The sequence below is a fragment of the Streptomyces sp. NPDC052052 genome (genome assembly GCF_040680455.1).
Classification (GTDB): domain Bacteria; phylum Actinomycetota; class Actinomycetes; order Streptomycetales; family Streptomycetaceae; genus Streptomyces.
The window spans coordinates 1-3,039 of record NZ_JBFAWU010000003.1 but is presented as its reverse complement, the minus strand read 5'-3'; the positions used below and the strand labels follow the sequence as shown (position 1 = coordinate 3,039).

The window sequence follows — 3,039 nt, the reverse complement described above, 5'->3', positions numbered from 1 at the left end:
CGGAGCCCGCGAGGGCTGCGTGGGGGAGGGGTCGGCATCGAGGCCGCGCCGGACCCGCTGGGCTGACCGGTTCCTCGACGGGCCCCGCCATCCACGCCCTCATGGGCCGATGTGCTCCTGTTGCGGAGGTCTAAGGATCTCCTGTAGTGGGCAGACTTGACGGATTCGTCTTTTGGGGTCCGCTGACGTAGACTGATGCGTCGGCTGTCGTGCATCGGTGTGTCCACATGCCCACAAGTGATGTACGAAAGTCGATCAAGGTAGCCGATTCGAAGGGCGAAGCGTGGCCAAGAAGCAAGGTGCCATCGAAATCGAGGGCACCGTGATCGAGTCCCTCCCGAACGCCATGTTCAAGGTGGAGCTCCAGAACGGTCACAAGGTCCTCGCGCACATCAGCGGCAAGATGCGGATGCACTACATCCGTATCCTTCCGGATGACCGGGTCGTCGTGGAGCTCTCTCCGTACGACCTGACGCGTGGCCGGATCGTCTACCGCTACAAGTAGATCTTGCCTCCATCGCGCCCCGGCGCGGTGACGGCACTGACCCGGAGAACCTGACATCCCATGAAGGTCAAGCCGAGCGTCAAGAAGATCTGCGACAAGTGCAAGGTGATCCGCCGCCACGGTCGGGTCATGGTCATCTGCGACAACCTGCGCCACAAGCAGCGCCAGGGCTGACGTACGACCCCCTGCATCTCGCAGTACTTCGCGCGACGCACGTAATACGTACATACGCAGTGCCCGTCCAAGCTTCGGCTGACGACACCTCCGGCGGGGGCCGGGGACCCGGGCGTACCACCTCTCCTCACGAGAGGTCGGCGATCGGGAGCGGCATTGCGGAAGACCCCCGACATGACAACTGGAGCCATTGAATGGCACGCGTTTCAGGTGTTGACATCCCGCGCGAAAAGCGCGTGGAGGTTGCCCTCACCTACGTCTTCGGTATCGGGCGCACCCGGTCCAAGGAGATCCTCGCCACCACCGGCGTGAACCCCAACACCCGCGTTCGTGACCTGGCCGAAGAGGACCTGGTCAAGATCCGCGAGTACGTGGACGCCAACCTCCGCACCGAGGGTGACCTTCGCCGCGAGATCCAGGGCGACATCCGCCGCAAGATCGAGATCGGCTGCTACCAGGGCATCCGCCACCGTCGCGGTCTGCCGGTCCACGGTCAGCGCACCAGCACCAACGCTCGTACCCGCAAGGGTCCGCGTCGCGCGATCGCCGGTAAGAAGAAGCCGGGCAAGAAGTAGTCCTCAGCGGACGCACTGCGGTAGTCCGGATCCCCGGCCGTCCGCAGCAACCAGCGGTCTTCGCTGTAGGACCGATCACCTCCCCTCTCCATCTGGAGTCAAGACATGCCCCCCAAGGGTCGTCAGGGCGCAGCCAAGAAGGTGCGTCGCAAGGAAAAGAAGAACGTCGCTCACGGCCACGCGCACATCAAGAGCACGTTCAACAACACGATCGTCTCGATCACGGACCCCTCGGGCAACGTGATCTCCTGGGCCTCCGCCGGCCACGTCGGCTTCAAGGGCTCGCGCAAGTCCACCCCCTTCGCCGCGCAGATGGCCGCCGAGTCGGCCGCCCGCCGCGCGCAGGAGCACGGCATGCGCAAGGTCGACGTCTTCGTCAAGGGTCCCGGCTCCGGCCGTGAGACCGCGATCCGTTCGCTCCAGGCCACCGGCCTGGAGGTCGGTTCGATCCAGGACGTCACCCCCACCCCGCACAACGGATGCCGCCCGCCCAAGCGTCGCCGCGTCTGATTGGGCCTGGGCAGGTATGCCGGTCTTCCGGCACCGGCCCGCGGTTCCGGGCGGTACGGCCCTTTCGGGTCGTGCCGCCCGTACCCTTGTCAGTACCTGGGGGCGTCAAATAGTGGGCGCCCACGACTGAAGGATTCGCAACATGCTTATCGCTCAGCGTCCGTCGCTGACCGAAGAGGTCGTTGACGAGTTCCGCTCCCGGTTCGTCATCGAGCCGCTGGAGCCGGGCTTCGGCTACACCCTCGGCAACTCTCTTCGCCGCACGCTCCTCTCCTCGATTCCCGGCGCTGCTGTCACCAGCATCCGGATCGACGGTGTCCTGCACGAGTTCACCACCGTGCCGGGCGTCAAGGAGGACGTCACCGACCTCATCCTCAACATCAAGCAGCTGGTCGTCTCCTCGGAGCACGACGAGCCGGTCGTGATGTACCTGCGCAAGCAGGGTCCCGGCCTGGTCACGGCTGCTGACATCGCCCCGCCGGCCGGTGTCGAGGTCCACAACCCGGACCTGGTCCTGGCCACGCTGAACGGCAAGGGCAAGCTGGAGATGGAGCTGACCGTCGAGCGCGGTCGCGGCTACGTCTCCGCCGTCCAGAACAAGCAGGTGGGCCAGGAGATCGGCCGTATCCCGGTCGACTCCATCTACTCGCCGGTGCTCAAGGTCACGTACAAGGTCGAGGCGACCCGTGTCGAGCAGCGCACCGACTTCGACAAGCTGATCGTCGACGTCGAGACCAAGCAGGCCATGCGTCCGCGTGACGCCATGGCGTCGGCCGGTAAGACCCTGGTCGAGCTGTTCGGTCTGGCGCGCGAGCTCAACATCGATGCCGAGGGCATCGACATGGGCCCGTCCCCGACGGACGCCGCGCTCGCGGCCGACCTGGCGCTGCCGATCGAGGAGCTGGAGCTCACGGTCCGCTCGTACAACTGCCTCAAGCGCGAGGGCATCCACTCCGTGGGTGAGCTCGTGGCTCGCTCCGAGGCCGACCTGCTCGACATCCGCAACTTCGGTGCGAAGTCGATCGACGAGGTCAAGGCGAAGCTGGCCGGCATGGGCCTGGCGCTCAAGGACAGCCCGCCCGGATTCGACCCGACCGCCGCCGCCGACGCCTTCGGCGCCGACGACGACGCGGACGCCGGTTTCGTGGAGACCGAGCAGTACTGATCCGCCTCCGGCCGGGGCGCCCGGGTTTTCCGACTGGTCACCGCGGGTGCAATCGCCCCGCACATGGCCACTGCCGCCGAGATGGACTACGACGCGCAGTGGACCCCGAC

General features: G+C 66.1%; 5 protein-coding genes. All 5 read left to right on the top strand.

From position 1 onward, the window contains the following. Positions 1 to 283 precede the first annotated feature (283 nt). The gene (gene infA / locus AB0L71_RS03910; protein ID WP_003956442.1) at positions 284 to 505 is read left to right on the top strand and encodes a translation initiation factor IF-1; all 222 of its coding nucleotides are present in this window, start codon (positions 284 to 286) and stop codon (positions 503 to 505) included. Between the two features lie 60 nt (positions 506 to 565). Next, positions 566 to 679 (top strand): 50S ribosomal protein L36, encoded by a 114-nt coding sequence (gene rpmJ / locus AB0L71_RS03905; protein ID WP_003956441.1) that lies wholly within the window; start codon positions 566 to 568, stop codon positions 677 to 679. 194 nt (positions 680 to 873) lie between these two features. Beyond that, a complete protein-coding gene (gene rpsM / locus AB0L71_RS03900; protein ID WP_014047799.1) occupies positions 874 to 1,254 on the top strand; it encodes a 30S ribosomal protein S13 in 381 nt (126 codons plus the stop codon). Positions 1,255 to 1,359: 105 nt separating this feature from the next. Continuing rightward, positions 1,360 to 1,764, top strand: coding sequence for a 30S ribosomal protein S11 (gene rpsK / locus AB0L71_RS03895; RefSeq protein WP_003956432.1), 405 nt, complete (start codon positions 1,360 to 1,362; stop codon positions 1,762 to 1,764). Positions 1,765 to 1,906: 142 nt separating this feature from the next. Next, entirely contained in the window at positions 1,907 to 2,929 is a 1,023-nt protein-coding gene (locus AB0L71_RS03890) for a DNA-directed RNA polymerase subunit alpha (protein ID WP_003966937.1), read from the top strand. The last annotated feature ends 110 nt before the right edge of the window (positions 2,930 to 3,039 follow it).